Source organism: Corynebacterium sp. sy039 (assembly GCF_007904105.1).
Classification (GTDB): domain Bacteria; phylum Actinomycetota; class Actinomycetes; order Mycobacteriales; family Mycobacteriaceae; genus Corynebacterium.
This window is the reverse complement of record NZ_CP042325.1, coordinates 581,029-596,376: the sequence shown is the minus strand read 5'-3', so window position 1 is coordinate 596,376 and position 15,348 is coordinate 581,029. Positions and strand designations below refer to the sequence as shown.

Below are 15,348 nucleotides of genomic sequence, written 5' to 3'. Positions count from 1 at the left end.
TTCATTATTGCTCATTAACCTCAGAAGTTCTAATGGCATGATAATAAGTATGCGCAATAGAAAAATACTTGTCGGTTTCCTATGCTTACCGACGCTCCTGCTCAACTCTTGTGCTGCCCACAGCGCACGAGAAAGCGTCGACAAGCTTGGAGTTGAAATTATCAACACTTTTCCTTTTGATGAGACTTCTTTTACTCAAGGTCTGGAAGTAATGGATGATGAGTTATTAGTGGGCACAGGTTGGTATGGGGAAAGCAGAATCTATCGCAGCGATTTATCTGGAAACCAGCGTGATAGTCATGCTCTTGAACCAGAACTATTTGGTGAGGGGGTTACTCGTTTTGAGAACACCATATGGCAACTGACTTGGAAAAATAATGTTGCCATTCAACGCGACGCGAGTACCTTAGCTGAAATTTCTCGAGTGGAATTACCTGGTCAAGGCTGGGGGTTATGTGCTTTTTCCGATCGACTGATTCTTTCTGACGGTAGCGCTATTTTACGAGTGCTTGATCCGCACACTTTTGCTGAAATAGATAGGATCACTGTGCGCAAAAACAATGAGCCGGTGTCGCAGCTCAATGAGCTAGAGTGCGTTCCGACCGCCACAGGAGATAAAGAAGGAGGCGATATTTATGCAAACATTTTCACGAGCACTGACATTGTGCGCATTGATGCTCGTACTGGGACAGTAACAGCAGTAATCGACGCTTCTACTGTGCCTAATACCGCTGAGCCAGACCCTAATCACGTTCTCAATGGGATTGCGCATATTCCTGGAACTGATCACTTCTATATCACAGGAAAGCGGTGGAAAACTCTCTATGAAGTTCGTTTTACCGCCAACGACAACTAGCAACTAGGATGAACATATGGTCAGTCGTAAGACAAAACGCAAAAATTTCAAGCAATTCGCTCTCCTGATTTGCGCCGTCGTGGTACTCGTGGGCGCCTCGATTGTATTCCAAAACTGGTGGAAATCACGTCCTGGACCAGATCCAAAAGAAATAACGATTACTGCAAAAGTAGGTAATCGTACTGTCGACGTTACGCCTTACTCCATCTGTGAATTAGATGCCGAGTGCGAAGAAAAAACAGTGACCACACTCGACGTTCAAGAAAATGACACGCTTAGTATTGAAGTACCCGAAAGCATTTCTGATCATGACTGGTCACTTCTAACAATTTATGATGATCCTACGGCCAACGACCAATTCTATTATGGCGCTAATGAACAAAGTAGCGTGGACATAGCTGGATCAGTTAAACCGCAAGAAGGAAAAACCAAAGCAGGCAACACTTCTGCTAGCTCTCATTTACTCGTCGCGGAGGTGTCCTCGGTTTTTGTTGCAAAAAATGCTCAGGGCGAAGAAACCGCTTATACGGTAACGTGGTCCATCAATACAGAAAATGCCCAGAAACTTACTGCTGAAACCACTCCAGCACCGGCGCAAACAAACAAGTAGCAGTGTGCATTCATGTTATGGCGAATGCACACTGCCGTCTTCTAGGTGCAGTTTGTTTGATTATTTTTGCAGCTAAGCATCAAGTTCCTTTGCAACTGCACGTAAAATGCTAGCAATTTGTCGTGCTTCTTTGCGTTCTGGATAACGCCCATTCAACAAAGCTGGCTGCACACGTGTTTCAAGTAACGTCGCTAAGTCTGCAATCATGCCATGTAATTCTTCGGTGGAATATCTATGCTGAGCTTTTGGCGGTTTGATAGGATCAAGCAGTTTCACTCTCAAGGCTTGCGGTCCTTTACGGCCAGCAGCAAAATCAAATTCAATGCGCTGACCAGCGTGTAATTCTTCTACGCCCTGTGGCAAAACTTGTTTGCTCACGAAACAGTCTTCTTCGCCTGGATTGCTCACAAAGCCAAACCCGCGCTCTGCGTCATACCATTTCACTTTACCGACAGGCATTTTTTATTTCACCTCTATCTATTTTGATATTTTTACTCTCATCATCTTCAGTGCACTCACACGGAGCAGCCATGCTTTCGTGCGATTGGCATTTTCATCATGAAGTTACTAAGGCAGTACAGTTTACGCCTATCCCCGTCATTCTTGCCAAAAGTCGACACGCATTAGGTTAAAAAACGACAAGGTTAATTTTAGTTGAATTAACTATTGACACTTTAGTCACAAATTACAAAAATGTTTTTATTGCCAATAAATGCACATTAAGCTGCCATTTTTCCGCATAAACCTTTAAGAAAAGAAGGAAAATTCCGCTATGCGACGTGACATATTCGTTACAAAAGTATAAAGTCGGTACCTAAGCACCACGAGAATGTATTGCTGATGCTTTCGCATATCCTCTGTTTGAGTATCACTAATTCTCGTTATGTAAGAGTGCGCTTGAAGGACTTAACCGTTGATGGCTCGTCTTTCGCGCTGACATCCAGTTAGCTGCAAATACCATGAGCCAGTGTACTGACTCACTAAGCAAACAGAGGTTTTGCATTGCCCATTTGGGAATGATGCTCACAGCATCAACAGTGCAAAAATACTAGCGACACAACCCGAGAGGAAACTTTCATAATTATGGCACGTCACGCACGTAAAACTGCTTCTTCTTTTACTAAGTTGGCAGCTTCTACCGTTGCATTAGGAAGCGCTACTGCTGTACTAGCACCTACCGCTTCTGCTGCTCCTGACTCTGATTGGGATCGCCTAGCTCAATGTGAATCCGGTGGAAACTGGGCAAGCAACACTGGTAATGGCTACTACGGTGGTTTGCAGTTCAGCTCTGCAACATGGAATGCTCACGGTGGTCAGCAATTCGCTGCCTTCGCACACCAAACTGGGCGCGCTGAGCAAATCATTATCGCAGAACGCGTACTCGCCAGCCAAGGTTGGGGCGCATGGCCATCATGCTCTGCACAACTTGGCCTCAACTCTGCTCCTACCCCACGTGAGGGCGGTGTAGCACCAGCAGCACCTGCACCAGCAGCTCCTGTTGGCTCTGTTGACCTCAACTCAGTTGTTAATGGAGTAAAATCCCAGCTAGAGCAATACAACATCCTTATCCCTAACGAGATTAACTCACTTGTTCAGAACTATCAGGATAGTTTCAACAACCTGATTCGTTTCTAAGCTCCCAAGGTTGCCCAAGGTATAGCCTGTCCGCAAATACCTTAACTTAGGCTGATAAAAAATAATGTGGCGCAAGCGTTCTTGCGCCACATTATTTTTATTTATGGTTATTTGTTAATGCGAGTATAAGGATGAACATAACCAAGTTCTTCCACAGGAAGCGGCAATTCAACATCACCATAAGGACTATCTGCACCTGGCAACTTAGCGATGATTTCTGTTACTACATGTCCGTCACCAGGAATGTTCTTTGGCCAACCTGGATCGACATAACCTTTTTTCTCAATACCTGACATAGTTCTCATTCTCCCAAATCTTGACCACAAAAGTCATATAGAAAAACTACAATTATCTTTATTATGCCTCAAAACCTGCAACATTCATCATCCTTTTCTGTCGAAGACACCCGAAAACTATTCCAAGGATGGCTAGAATCTCGAAGCGATGACCACTTAGCGAGGATACTTTTTAATCGGAAAGACACGCTATATCCACTGCCACCAAGTATAAGTTCGCTGGCAGTACGATTAGAGCTAAAAACATCCATCACCAAAGCACTGCGGCAGCTTAACGCTGTTGAACTAGCGATTATCGAACTTCTCAATGATTATGAACACACTGCAGGCATAGGGGGTAAAATCGCCTCAATAGATTGCCCCCAGCTCATTCATCTGGTGGAAACCACGCCCGAAGCGCAGAATATGCACCCGCCTCTAGAGCATGAGCATATGACAAAAGCAATACATGATGCGCTTGATCATCTATACGATCTGGCCTTAGTCTTTAGCCACGATGAGCATTTATTTTTGGCTCCTCATGTGGCACAATCGCTGCCGACGTGGGCAAAAATCATCTCCGATTCCCCTGGCTTAACTGAATCCCAGGCTCATCAGCTCCTCGCACAACTCACACCTGAGCAAAAGAAAATCGTCGAAACGCTCCATAAATCTGGCGGCGTTGGTATTACTAAAGACGCACGTGCAGACGCAGATCCCAGTCGTCCCATTCCTCGAATGATTAGCGCAGGTATTCTCATAGCTGTCGACGAAGCCACAGTGCGATTACCTCGTGTCATTCGAGATACACTGCGCGGGTATAGCAGCGCGCCACTGCCACTATTTCCACCGGCCAATACCCACATACCGATTAACCTTGAGCAACAGTCTCATCATGATGCTGGTACTGGTCTAGAGATGATCCGTCTTTTGCGTGACCTGCTCGATACTCTCGCGCAAGATCCCATAGCTTTACTCAAAGACGGTTGTATCGGAGTGCGCCATGTCCATGTTTTGTGCAAACAATTGGATTGTCAGCCACTTGTACTTGCCAGACTTATCTCTTTTGGTATAGCCAGCGGGCTTATCAGTACTGGTGTGCTCAAAGCACTACCCGAAGGCGCCCCGATGGATAATTATTGCGCCCCTACTGAGCTCTATGATGAATGGCTTGACCTTGAGCTTGGTCAGCAATGGGCGTGGATCGTATGGCATTGGTGGACCCATGCCACCATGTTGCCTTGGTTAGTGGGTGAAACAGACCATAAAGACAAACCTATGCGGTTATTGCACCCAGACACTTTCCATGAGCAATTCCCAGAAATTCGTACCCTTTTACTGAAGCAATTTCATGCGCTCTCCACCACCGATACTTCTGCCGATACTTCTTCACCTCAAGAATCCACTGGCAGTGCTGTGAGTACAACAACTTTACGCGCTCATGTCGGGTTTTGCTCCCCTATTCAGGCAGCGCAACTTGCTGAGCATACGTATCAGCAACTCTTAGCTGAAGCAGCTTTTCTTGGCATCCTCAATCCTGTTTCTGCATCAGTGGACGAGTCTGGTGCGGCTGATACGCCTTTGCCGCAGTTCTACGCAACAACTTCTATGCTTGGCGCACTCACCTACCACGCTAGTCAGGAACAAGAAACACAACTCTACGCCACAGCCAAAGCACTTACTCCTCAACCGATCGACTATGTGATTTTTCAATCCGATTTGACCATATTGGCACCTGGACCACTCACGCATAAGCTCTATTCAGAAATATCTTTACTTGCTGACCGGGAATCTAGCGGTTTAGCGAGTGTGTTTCGTATAAGCGAAACCTCGCTTTCCCGAGCTTTTTCCGCTGGTCGTAACGCAGATGACATCCTACACTTCTTGGACAACCATACTCCCATGCCCATTCCCGATGCAGTGGCATACCTTATTCATGATGTCGGAAGAAAATACGGAAACATACGTATGGGAACGGCACTATCCTATATCCGTTGCTCCGACGACACACTACTTGCACAGGTGTGTAATAGTGTCAAAGGTCAAGGAAATACACTAAGACAACTTGCCCCCACTGTGGCTATCTCTACACAACCACTCCGATTATTATTGGAGCAGATCAAAGAAATGGGGTTTCACCCCAGTGTAGAAAATGAACAAGGACTAACTATTGATATTCGTCCACCTGCTGCGCGAGTAAGTTATCAAGAGAAAAAGAAAAAAGCAGAACCTGAGATTGACGAGCTACTCCATTGCGCATTAGACACATTGCGTCGTGCGCAAAAGCAAGGAAAGGACACCGCCGTGGGATTGCCTGCCACAGATATGATCAAAGCAGCTATCAAACAACGCACCAGTGTCCTCGTACATTTTGTAGATCGAACAGGAACAGCGCAGCACAAGGAAATTACCCCCATTGCTATTACTGGCCAGCAGGTATCAGCCGTCGATAAGCATACTGGTGCGCCCCTGAATTTTTTGCTCCCGACGGTGACTGAAGTCGCCGAGATTCTGTAGTGTAAGAAAATGTTAGCAACAAGGTTTTTATATATCGTTCATATCTGCTGAGAGGATTCTTCGTGCCATCTGGTGCATTTGATGCTGGACCCTTAATTGTCCAATCGGATAAAACTGTTCTGCTCGAAATCAACCACCCACAAGCCGAGCAAGCACGTCTTGCGTTAGCTCCTTTTGCGGAACTCGAACGTGCACCAGAACATATCCATACTTACCGTATTACTCCCCTGGCACTGTGGAATGCCCGTGCAGCCGGTCATGATGCTGAACAAGTAGTGGATCTGTTGGAACGCTATTCTCGTTTCCCAGTGCCACAATCTTTACTCATTGATGTGGCTGAAACCATGGCGCGCTACGGCAAAGTGCGACTATTGCGTCATCCTGCGCATGGGCTGATTTTAGAGTCTGATACTGCCGACATTGTGGTGCAATTGCAAAGAGATAAAAATATCGCCCCCATGTTAGGAGCCACTATTGATGAGCTAACCCTAGTTGTTCATCCTTCGGAACGCGGTCGGCTCAAACAGGAGTTACTCAAAATTGGGTTGCCTGCTGAAGACTTAGCAGGATATATCGATGGCGAATCTCACCCTCTTGCCTTGAGCACTGACGCTGAACCGTGGCAGTTGCGCGATTATCAGCGTATGGCTGCCGATTCCTTTTGGGAAGGTGGCTCAGGAGTCGTGGTCTTGCCATGTGGTGCTGGTAAAACTTTGGTTGGGGCCAGTGTGATGGCAAAAGCTCAGGCTACCACGTTAATTCTGGTTACGAACACCGTTTCCGGGCGCCAATGGCGTGATGAGTTGCTCAAACGTACCACGCTCACCCCAGAAGAAATTGGTGAGTTTTCTGGTGAGAAAAAAGAAATTCGTCCCATCACCATTGCAACCTACCAAGTAGTTACCCGAAAAACCAAAGGTGAATACCGTAATTTAGAGTTATTTGATTCAAGAGACTGGGGATTAATTATCTATGATGAGGTTCATTTACTCCCTGCCCCTATTTTTCGACTCACCTCAGATTTGCAATCCCGACGCCGCCTCGGACTTACTGCTACTTTAGTCAGAGAAGACGGCAGAGAAGGCGATGTGTTCTCACTTATTGGCCCCAAACGCTATGATGCGCCGTGGAAAGATCTTGAGCAACAAGGCTATATTGCCACCGCGCAATGCTTTGAGGTGCGCTCAACTATGGATAAAGACGAGCGCATGGTCTATGCCACTGCCAGTGCTAAGGATCGGTATCGGGTTGCTGCCTGCGCGCATACAAAACTAGCTGCATTGCGCACTATTGTGGCTCATCACCATGAGCAACCAACACTCATCATTGGTGGCTTTGTGGAACAGCTAGAAGAAATAGCGGCAGCTCTTGACGTACCTTTGCTTGATGGCAGGACACCAAATAAAAAACGAGAACAGCTATTCGACGCTTTTCGCAAAGGCGAAATTACCACATTGGTTGTTTCTAAAGTTGCTAACTTTTCTATCGATCTTCCTGAAGCCGCAGTCGCTATTCAAGTCTCTGGTACTTTTGGTTCACGCCAAGAAGAAGCACAACGCCTTGGTAGACTATTGCGGCCTAAGGCGGATCGTCGGGAAGCATATTTTTATTCTCTTGTCAGTCGCGATAGTGTCGATGCAGACTTCGCTATCCACAGGCAACGCTTTTTAGCTGAACAAGGCTATGCGTACCGCATCGTTGATGCTACCGACCTAACTACGATTTTGCCCCCTATTCAATGAGGAACCCATGTCTACCTTTCACTTTGATATTGACACAGCTCACGCTAAGAAAAACAATGAAATTCTCAAAGATACTCGTCGATTGCAAATATCTGCTTTTATCTTCGCGCTTATCCAGCTAGGAATTGGAATTGCTCTGTATTTTTATCTGAATAAAGACATAATGGGGCTATTTGTGCTCGGCGCTTTTGGTGCTATGGCAGTGTTTACTCTTGCTTTTATCTTTATCATTCCTAGAAAAGTAGGTACTCCACAACAGCTCTACCAAAAGTATGAGCTTGCTCCGGCAATCATTGCCCAAGTAAATCCGCGTGACATGGTGCTTTTGGCCTTGGTAAATACCAATGTAGACCCAGATATTTCTCCTCGTTGGGCGTTAGCTGCACGTACTGTCACCGCTTTGCCAGGGCATAACCTTAAAGTTGGCGAACAAGTACCCTCCGTTGCAGTAACTGGACGACGTTCTCTCAAAACAGAACACAGCTGGGATCACATCACCCCCATGCCTATTGCCTGGGCAACGAAAGACGCAGAGGTCATACAGCGTGCGAAAAAAGAGATACCACAACAACTGTGGGCTAAATTAGAAAAAAATCTGCCGAAACTAGCACAAGTACGCGAAACAAAGTTTGATCTGCTTAGCATTGACTAAAAGCGTGAGCTTGAGGTATCGCTATTCTGGCGAGTGCTGTGTTCTAATCGACCAATATGCATGGCAACATAAGCAATTTCATCTGCACCAAAATCATCGCCTTGTTCTGCCACTGCACAAGCAATCTCCTCAGCAATAGCATAGGCACGTGGCAACGCATGAGCGATGGACTCCGCAAATCCACGAAAAGGTGTGCTGGCTTGTTCCCCACGGGCAAGACGTGCAAAAAGATAACGCAAATGGGTGATGAATCGAGCGACAGCAGTAGAATGCGGATCCAACTCACCCACGTGCTTAGCAACGATACCCAAAATCATCGACAACTTTGCAGTAATACGCTCAGTAATATGCACATCACCACCAACAATGCTGGCATCAACAAAACGCATCGCAATGATGAATGCTTCTTCCTCAGGTAGTCGCACACCGGTGGCATCATGAATCAGCTCAATTGCTTTATGCCCAAGCCTCACCTCATGCGGATAGAGTTGTTGGACTTCCCAACGCAGCGGAAAATCAATGCTCATTGATTGTTTTACGCGTTCGACGGCAAAGCTAATGTGATCGCCAAGACCAAGAATAAAAGATTGGCTTGGTTGGGAACCAGCAAGTCGAGCAACACGTGCCCCCAACTCAATCATGTCTAGTGGTATATCTGCAACCATCTGCACCAGCGTAGGCATAGGTTGCAGAGCATTGGGCACAAAAACTTGTTCTGCGTCGTCTGTATCAATGACATCACCCAAGCGCTTCCCAAAGCCTAAACCACGACCAAGCAAAATGGCTTGTCCTGTTTTTCCTTGGCATAGCACCGCATTATTATTCAGCACTCGAATGACATCCATACGTATTATCTAGCACCTAATTACCATTGGTCGCAATAAGCTGCTGATACCACGCGAAAGAAGGCTTAGGGGTGCGATCGAGTGTACCTTGTCCTTCATTATCTCTATCCACATAGATCATGCCATAGCGCTTCTTCATCTCACCGGTGGTAAAAGATACCAGGTCAATAATGCCCCAAGGGGTATATCCCATCACTTCGACGCCGTCCTCAGCAATAGCCTTGCCCATTTGCTCAATATGAGCTGATAGGTAATCTATCCGAGGTTGATCAAGTTTGATATTGCCCTGCTCATCGAATTCATCAACCATGCCAAAACCATTTTCCACAATAAAAAGCGGCAACTCATAACGGTTATAGAGCTGATTGAGAGAATAGCGTAAAGACACAGGGTCAATAGTCCAACCCCAATCTGATGCGGAGAGATAAGGATTAGGAACAGAATTGCGCGTACCTGCTACAATCTCGGAAATATCTTGGCTGGCACCATCTTGCACAGTAAACGACATATAGTATGACAAACCAATATAATCCACAGTTCCCTGCGCAAGGATCTCCTCGTCACCAGGAGCCATTGTAGGGGTAATTCCTTCACGCTCCCATAGCTTCTTTACATAGCCTGGATAATGACCGCGGACATGAACGTCGGCAAAGAAGAAACGATCACGATTAGCGATCTCTGCAGCCATAACATCATGAGGATTACAGCTATACGGCAGTGCAGGAGTAAAAGCAATCATGCATCCAATCTGATTATCAGGATCAATCTCGTGACCAGCCTTAACAGCTAATGCACTCGCTAATAATTCATGATGCGCAACCTGATAGAGCACCTGATATGGGTTTTCATTCTCAGTAAGCTCTACACCAGAGTTTACCCACAGAAAAAGTGGATTATCGACATTCATCTGATTATTTATCTCGTTGAACGTCATCCATTTAGTCACTTTTCCCTTGTAGCGCTCAAAACATACGCGAGCAAACCGCTCAAAAAAACCTATGACCTCACGGGACCGGAATCCGCCATAAGAGCGTGCCAAATGCAGCGGCATCTCAAAGTGGCTGAGTGTGATAACTGGTTCAATGCCATGAGCGAGTAATTCGTCGAAAAGCTCATCATAGAAAGCTAATCCTGCTTCATTGGGTTCGCTTTCATCACCTCGAGGAAAAATGCGACTCCAAGCAATCGACGTGCGGAAACACTTGAGCCCCAACTGAGCAAATAATGCCACATCCTCGCGAAAACGATGATAAAAATCAATCGCATCATGGTTAGGATAAAACTCCTCCGGCTCAACCTGCTCAGTTATCCGACGCGGCACTCCATGAGCACCGGCAGTAAGCACATCGACGATACTTGGTCCTTTTCCGCCGGCTTGCCAACCACCTTCTAACTGGTGAGCTGCGACTGCTCCGCCCCATAAAAATCCTTGTGGGAAAGTAGACATGATTATCCTTTCTGATGAACTGTTTTTTCTTTTACTGGCAACAATAAAGGCTGGCCAACATGAATTTCCGACTCTGGATCTGCCACACAGATTACCTCACCAAACGCTTTTGTGTTTGTCAGGATTACTGGGGTAAGCGTCGATAGCCCAGCTTGCTCAATATATTCTTTGTCAAACTCAAGCAAGAGCTGCCCCACACGGACACGATCTCCTTTTGCAATATGCGTCTTAAAAGGCACACCCTCGAGCGTAACCGTATCAAGCCCAACATGAATCAACAGTTCAACCCCTTCATCACTGATAAGGCCAATAGCGTGTTGGGACGGTAACACAGTGACAACCTTTCCGTCGAAAGGCGCTAATATCTTTGTGTCATTGGGTGCAATGGCACACCCTGCACCCATCGCGCCCCCAGAAAATACCGGGTCAGGGATCTGTTCTAGCGCAATAATTTTTCCACTCACCGGTGCCATAACTTCTTCTCCGGCAGGCGTACTATGCGCCGTTGCAGTAGTTTTCTCCGGCGTGTGTTCCCGGAAACCTAAGGTGTAGGTTAAAATCACTGCACCGATAAAAGCCACAGCATATCCAATAAGCGCTCCGACGAGAGAATTAGTCCCCGGATGATAAGCATTGATTGCGGTCAAAGGACCAGGTAGACCAGCATAAACGTATTGCCGCGAACCGAAGAACGCAATAACCATTGCCCCCAATGAACCAGAAACACACCCACAAATAAAAGGTTTCTTTAGCGATAAGGTAACTCCATAAATCGCCGGCTCAGTAATACCAAAGATACCCGTCAACACCGCAGAACCAGCAACACGTTTCCTTTCTTTATTTTTGGATTTCAGTAGCACCCCAAAAACAGCACCAATTTGCCCGACGACGGCCGCAGTTTGGAATACTTGGAAAGAATCAGAACCATATTGATCAAAATTAGACAAAATCACTGGTGTGATTCCCCAATGAACACCAAAAATCACAATGACTTGCCATAAGCCACCAACGATAGCAGCTGCAACTGGTGGCGCAATCTCTACCAACCAGTTATAGCCATTAGCAATGGCATTAGCTCCTCCCGCAGAAAGTGGCCCCAAGACCATAATGGTCAGCGGCACCATGATGACAACACAAATCAGCGGAGTAAAAAGCTGAGTCACTACAGCAGGAAGCAACTTCTTGCACGCCCGCTCTACGTATGACAATAGCCACACCAAAATCAAAGCAGGTAATACCGTTGAGGTGTACGTCGTAGAGTTAAGGGCCATACCAAAGAAAGTAAGTTTTTCCCCTGCACTCACCCGAGCAGCAAGCTCTGCCCAAGTCGGGCTAACCAAAGCCGCGACGCACAACAATGCGACAAAAAGATCTACCTTGAAGAATTTTGCTGCAGTAATAGCAATAAAAATGGGGAGGAAGGTAAACGGCGTCCAAGAAATGAAATCAAATACCGCAAAGGTACCCGTTTGCTTCACCGACGGTGCGAAAGCACTGATGATGATCAAAATTCCTTGAAGCAACCCAGCCGCGGCAAGCACATAGATAAAAGGAGCAAAAACCGCAGAAACCATTGAAACAATACGGTTGAAAAACGATTGCTGTGTTTCAGTCACACTCGTGGTATCAAGATTGACATAGGTACTGAGTGCATCAAATACTTCGCCCACACGATTACCAATGACAACCTGAAACTGCCCAGCGTTTTCCACTGTTGTAATCACGCCAGGCAACGCACTGACTTTCTCTTTGGCATCAGCAGGAGTATGAGCCAGCACTAAACGCAAGCGAGTTGCACAGCGAGAAAGATTAGTGATGTTTTCTGCACCACCAACCAACTCGACGATCTGAGCCGCGATTTTTTGATAGTCGCGTATCTTCTCGACCATAACTTTATCCTTAGAAATAACGTGAACTATACGACGGGGTGAATATCCCCATTCACCTGTGCTGTCTAGCCCTTTAGCCTCTTAACCATATGCCTAGTTGAACACGTTATTTCTGATATCAGAATAAAAAACGTTTCAGATGCATGAACTAAGAACGGAAAAAGAACCTGCATACACAGGTGTTTCGCTCTCAGATTCTTGCCTCCGAAACGAGTAACAGGTCTGATAAGTCGATATCGGCATTATACCAAGATGACCAGATATACTAAAAGCACTTTTACGTACTTTTCCCCCTTCTCGCATAAAAGTTTTTGTTATAGGCGGATTGTGGATATCTGCCCAATTTTTACGAAGCAAACACTAGAGAGCACAAAAATAACAACAAAAAAGCCCACCGCAGGCACCCGTCCCACAGACTCAAACAACACTCCCGCCAACATATGAGCAATCGGCATCATCACCATAGCCGAAGTAGAAAAAAGAGCAGTACACCTCCCCTGCAAAACATGAGGCACCGACTTAATAAAAAACCCACTACACGGAGAATTAAACATAGGCAGCACAAAACCAGACAACACCATGCCCACAACAACACACCACACTCCCCCAAGCGTGAGCGCCAAGGAAAAACCAAAAAACACCACAGAAGCAACGATCATGCCACCAGCAGCAACCTTACTCACCAGCTTGCCAGCAACATACGCACCACAAATCCCCGCCAAACCTATCGCAGCCTGATATAGCCCAAGATGTAAAGAATCAAAAGCAGCATATTGCAAACTCAACAATGACACTGTCGTGATCCCAGCAAAAGAAAAATTCATCAGCGGACTGTACCAACCAATAGCACACAGCTGCCGCTGTCGTACTAACCACTCCCATGCAGTTCTCAACAGCGGTCTTTCCCCTTCAACACCGGTTTTTTGTTGAACTGCAATAGGACGAATCAACATCACACAACACAAAACCCACACAAATGACACGGCATCAACCCAAAAAGGTGCCTGATCAGAAACAGAAAGCAACATACCAGCAAGTAGCGGCCCAACAAGAACCCCAACACTATAACGCCCTTGATTAACCGCCATAGCCTTTGCCAACAAAGAAGGCTCCACAATCTCTTTCAGAAAAGCACGCTCTGCTGTACCAAAAGCCGACGACACCACCCCCAATAAAACAGCAGCAAAACAAAAAAGAACTACCGAAAAATCAACTTCAGTAGCCCACACACATAACAATGACCCAACAATCCCCACAGCCGCAGATAACCGCAAAATATACAACCGAGAAAACCGATCAACGACTTGACCGATCGGCAAGCCAAACACAACCATGCTTAAAACACAAAGACCAGAAATCACACCAGCTGCTGCAGAGGAACCCGTAACATGAAAAACCACGAGTAACAAGGCAAAGGAAGTAACCTGATTACCAATCACACTCACAGTCTGCCCAGCCATCAACAATCGGTAATTCTTACTGGTCCACATGCTTTTGTCCTTTTTGTGTTGTAGCACCCACCCCACACAATACGCACCAACACCACCCCACAACAAACCCCCACACAACACACACCCGGACAGCGTGCACACACCCGTGGAATTAGCGCTTCTATGTGTGGTGTTAATTTTCTTCTTGCCTTGCTAAGCATTTTCCGTGGGCGCATCAAAATCAGGTGATTCCTGCGGCATTGGACGCATTTAAGTTGATTAGCACTACTGTTCTTGGTTTTGTTTTTGGGTCAAATACTCTAAATAAAAAGTAAAGACTAATACTTCTTTTTCACGTCCCTTATCTTCTCTATATCCTGAACTTTCCATAGTGGGGTGCGCGCGTCAAAGTGTTCTGCTGGTTTTGGCGCGTATCCACGGCTAACATAGGATGTCCAGGCTGTTCGGGATATTCCTAGATGTTGTGCGCATTGCTTGGTAGTGAAGTATTGCTGTCCTGTATTAGTGTCAGTGATGAGAAGCATGGTTTGCGATTGCCTTGTGTGTTTGGTATCCAGCATTAAAAGCGGTGGGGATTAGAACAAGCATAATAAGCCACGGGTTGTGGTTCGTTAGAAGAATGAGAACTAGCGCTATCGCGGCAATTAAGTATGTAACATAGTGCATTATTTTCATGGTTTTCCTTGGTGTTTATTGAGTATTTGCTGGTAAGGTAATAGGGGAGCCACAACTTCCTGAATAAAAGCACGTCCAGGAAGTTGTGGGGTTATTTCCTATGCTTTCCGTGAGGCTTGCTATCTCGAATATCAGGTGTCTTACCGGATAAACCAAAAGAACAAATCGCTATCGGACTATGCTCCCCGATAAGACGCTCAAGCTCTGCAAGACCACCATCATACATCACAGGCAATTGTGCCCTAAGAATACGATGCCCGAGTATTTCCTCGGGTAATTCCGCAAGCATTTCCCAAGAAGTATTGCGAGGATTTCCAGCGAAAGGCTCGAAACCAGTAACAAGAATTAACGACATGCTTTTTGTCCTTTTTGTGTTGTAGCACCCACCCCACACAATACGCACCAACACCACCCCACAACAAACCCCCACACACACACACCCCGGACAGCGTGCACGATGCACCCCTACCGACACACGATGCGCACCCGCACCCCACAGGTAGCACACACCCCCTGTGCCCCCCTTGTGCACACACAAGCAAGCACACAAAAAAAAGGGGGTGTGCACCACCAACGGCACACACCCCACAACACAATATTAAAAAACCAATGTTGGCAGCGACCTACTCTCCCACACCCTCCCAGATGCAGTACCATCAGCGCAATCAGACTTAACGACCGGGTTCGAAATGGGACCGGGTGTACCCCTGACACAACAACCACCAACACAACCACAAGAAACACCACAAAAGGA

The 15,348-nt window shown here is 46.4% G+C and carries 13 protein-coding genes and 1 rRNA gene; 6 read left to right on the top strand and 8 right to left on the bottom strand.

Going from position 1 to position 15,348, the window contains the following annotated elements:
• Positions 1-49 precede the first annotated feature (49 nt).
• Both FQV43_RS02635 and FQV43_RS02630 read left to right on the top strand, forming a co-directional pair.
• Complete coding sequence (locus FQV43_RS02635) at positions 50-856, top strand: glutaminyl-peptide cyclotransferase (protein ID WP_246846941.1); 807 nt, start codon at positions 50-52, stop codon at positions 854-856.
• A 16-nt stretch (positions 857-872) separates the two neighbouring features.
• A complete protein-coding gene (locus tag FQV43_RS02630) occupies positions 873-1,466 on the top strand; it encodes a DUF2771 domain-containing protein (RefSeq protein ID WP_146338676.1) in 594 nt (197 codons plus the stop codon).
• Between the two features lie 72 nt (positions 1,467-1,538).
• Here the strand turns inward: FQV43_RS02630 and FQV43_RS02625 are convergent, their stop codons facing one another.
• Positions 1,539-1,925: a cold-shock protein gene (locus FQV43_RS02625; protein WP_144274202.1), complete on the bottom strand. Its 387-nt coding sequence runs from the start codon at positions 1,923-1,925 to the stop codon at positions 1,539-1,541.
• Positions 1,926-2,549: 624 nt separating this feature from the next.
• Here FQV43_RS02625 and FQV43_RS02620 point away from each other — a divergent pair.
• Complete coding sequence (locus FQV43_RS02620; RefSeq protein WP_144274200.1) at positions 2,550-3,101, top strand: transglycosylase family protein; 552 nt, start codon at positions 2,550-2,552, stop codon at positions 3,099-3,101.
• A gap of 107 nt (positions 3,102-3,208) precedes the next feature.
• Here the strand turns inward: FQV43_RS02620 and FQV43_RS02615 are convergent, their stop codons facing one another.
• Positions 3,209-3,397 carry a hypothetical protein gene (locus FQV43_RS02615; RefSeq protein ID WP_146340357.1) on the bottom strand — a complete coding sequence of 63 codons (189 nt, stop codon included), beginning with the start codon at positions 3,395-3,397 and terminating at the stop codon, positions 3,209-3,211.
• 63 nt (positions 3,398-3,460) lie between these two features.
• On the opposite strand from FQV43_RS02615, the gene FQV43_RS02610 reads away from it, so the two are divergent.
• From FQV43_RS02610 to FQV43_RS02600, 3 genes are all read left to right on the top strand, one after another.
• Entirely contained in the window at positions 3,461-5,893 is a 2,433-nt protein-coding gene (locus FQV43_RS02610; protein ID WP_146338673.1) for a helicase-associated domain-containing protein, read from the top strand.
• Between the two features lie 62 nt (positions 5,894-5,955).
• Entirely contained in the window at positions 5,956-7,635 is a 1,680-nt protein-coding gene (locus FQV43_RS02605; RefSeq protein ID WP_146338670.1) for a DNA repair helicase XPB, read from the top strand.
• A gap of 7 nt (positions 7,636-7,642) precedes the next feature.
• Positions 7,643-8,287 (top strand): DUF3239 domain-containing protein, encoded by a 645-nt coding sequence (locus FQV43_RS02600; RefSeq protein ID WP_144274194.1) that lies wholly within the window; start codon positions 7,643-7,645, stop codon positions 8,285-8,287.
• On the opposite strand, the gene FQV43_RS02595 is transcribed toward FQV43_RS02600, so the two are convergent.
• The 6 genes from FQV43_RS02595 to rrf form a co-directional block, all read right to left on the bottom strand.
• Positions 8,284-9,132 (bottom strand): PRD domain-containing protein, encoded by an 849-nt coding sequence (locus FQV43_RS02595; RefSeq protein WP_146338667.1) that lies wholly within the window; start codon positions 9,130-9,132, stop codon positions 8,284-8,286. The genes FQV43_RS02600 and FQV43_RS02595 overlap by 4 nt on opposite strands.
• 16 nt (positions 9,133-9,148) lie before the next feature.
• Positions 9,149-10,579, bottom strand: coding sequence for a 6-phospho-beta-glucosidase (locus FQV43_RS02590; protein ID WP_144274190.1), 1,431 nt, complete (start codon positions 10,577-10,579; stop codon positions 9,149-9,151).
• A 2-nt stretch (positions 10,580-10,581) separates the two neighbouring features.
• Entirely contained in the window at positions 10,582-12,468 is a 1,887-nt protein-coding gene (locus FQV43_RS02585) for a beta-glucoside-specific PTS transporter subunit IIABC (protein WP_146338664.1), read from the bottom strand.
• A 314-nt stretch (positions 12,469-12,782) separates the two neighbouring features.
• On the bottom strand, positions 12,783-13,958 hold the full coding sequence (locus FQV43_RS02580; RefSeq protein ID WP_146338661.1) for an MFS transporter: 1,176 nt from the start codon (positions 13,956-13,958) through the stop codon (positions 12,783-12,785).
• A 727-nt stretch (positions 13,959-14,685) separates the two neighbouring features.
• Positions 14,686-14,949 (bottom strand): hypothetical protein, encoded by a 264-nt coding sequence (locus FQV43_RS02575; RefSeq protein WP_146338658.1) that lies wholly within the window; start codon positions 14,947-14,949, stop codon positions 14,686-14,688.
• Between the two features lie 255 nt (positions 14,950-15,204).
• Positions 15,205-15,321, bottom strand: a 5S ribosomal RNA gene (gene rrf, locus FQV43_RS02570).
• Between the last annotated feature and the right edge of the window lie 27 nt (positions 15,322-15,348).

What these genes read in the sequence shown, in the direction of transcription:
- FQV43_RS02635 (WP_246846941.1), top strand. Translation starts at nt 50, where the DNA reads ATGCGCAATAGAAAAATACTTGTCGGTTTCCTATGCTTACCGACGCTC.
- FQV43_RS02630 (WP_146338676.1), top strand. Translation starts at nt 873, where the DNA reads ATGGTCAGTCGTAAGACAAAACGCAAAAATTTCAAGCAATTCGCTCTC.
- FQV43_RS02625 (WP_144274202.1), bottom strand. Translation starts at nt 1,925, where the DNA reads ATGCCTGTCGGTAAAGTGAAATGGTATGACGCAGAGCGCGGGTTTGGC.
- FQV43_RS02620 (WP_144274200.1), top strand. Translation starts at nt 2,550, where the DNA reads ATGGCACGTCACGCACGTAAAACTGCTTCTTCTTTTACTAAGTTGGCA.
- FQV43_RS02615 (WP_146340357.1), bottom strand. Translation starts at nt 3,397, where the DNA reads ATGTCAGGTATTGAGAAAAAAGGTTATGTCGATCCAGGTTGGCCAAAG.
- FQV43_RS02610 (WP_146338673.1), top strand. Translation starts at nt 3,461, where the DNA reads ATGCCTCAAAACCTGCAACATTCATCATCCTTTTCTGTCGAAGACACC.
- FQV43_RS02600 (WP_144274194.1), top strand. Translation starts at nt 7,643, where the DNA reads ATGTCTACCTTTCACTTTGATATTGACACAGCTCACGCTAAGAAAAAC.
- FQV43_RS02595 (WP_146338667.1), bottom strand. Translation starts at nt 9,132, where the DNA reads ATGGATGTCATTCGAGTGCTGAATAATAATGCGGTGCTATGCCAAGGA.
- FQV43_RS02590 (WP_144274190.1), bottom strand. Translation starts at nt 10,579, where the DNA reads ATGTCTACTTTCCCACAAGGATTTTTATGGGGCGGAGCAGTCGCAGCT.
- FQV43_RS02585 (WP_146338664.1), bottom strand. Translation starts at nt 12,468, where the DNA reads ATGGTCGAGAAGATACGCGACTATCAAAAAATCGCGGCTCAGATCGTC.
- FQV43_RS02580 (WP_146338661.1), bottom strand. Translation starts at nt 13,958, where the DNA reads ATGTGGACCAGTAAGAATTACCGATTGTTGATGGCTGGGCAGACTGTG.
- FQV43_RS02575 (WP_146338658.1), bottom strand. Translation starts at nt 14,949, where the DNA reads ATGTCGTTAATTCTTGTTACTGGTTTCGAGCCTTTCGCTGGAAATCCT.